Genomic DNA, 589 nt, shown 5'->3' on the forward strand with positions numbered 1-589 from the left:
GTGATGTCGCGCACGGGTCCGGATGCGGTGAAGCAGTTGTTGGAGCGGGATGGGGCGCCGTCGGCGATCTCGCTGCCGCGGATCCGGGGCGTGGAGGTGCGCAGTGACATGAGTTGGTTGAAGTCCACTGGTCGGCAGCCGTTGCCGATGAGTCGGGCGGAGACGTTGGCGTTCGCTCAGGACATGGTGGAGTCGCTGGCGCGGGGTCTGTTCGGTAATCGTCCGGGCGACTTGCATTTGACGAATTTCAACGATGCGCTCTCCCGGCATCCGGATCCGGAGTTGGTGGCGGAGTCCGTGATGCGGTTTTTGGCTGAGCGAGAGGATTTCCGCTCGCAGGTGAGCGGTGCGACGATCCGTCGCCGTGAGAATGAGGGTCCGGACACGCTTGTCTCTCTGCCTCCCGCGGTGCGTAATCTCCTCGTCCACGATGTTTCGGGTGTGCCTCCGCTTGGTGCTGAGACGGGGGGTTGGTTCGTCGCTGAGCAGTCCGTCCCGGCGCGGCTGGTGTCCGATCCGGTCGCGGACGAGGCGAGCGTCTGGCATGCACCCGCCGAGGCTCAGGGAGTCCAACGGCCGGACACACCGG

At 65.5% G+C, this 589-nt stretch carries 1 protein-coding gene; it reads left to right on the forward strand.

The features are described from left to right. Nucleotides 1-108: 108 nt before the first annotated feature. Nucleotides 109-589: hypothetical protein (locus UWG_RS31350; RefSeq protein WP_237720319.1), on the forward strand; the 481-nt coding region annotated here is incomplete at its 3' end.

Source organism: Streptomyces xiaopingdaonensis, from assembly GCF_000262345.1.
In the GTDB taxonomy this organism is placed as follows: Bacteria; Actinomycetota; Actinomycetes; order Streptomycetales; family Streptomycetaceae; genus Streptomyces; species Streptomyces xiaopingdaonensis.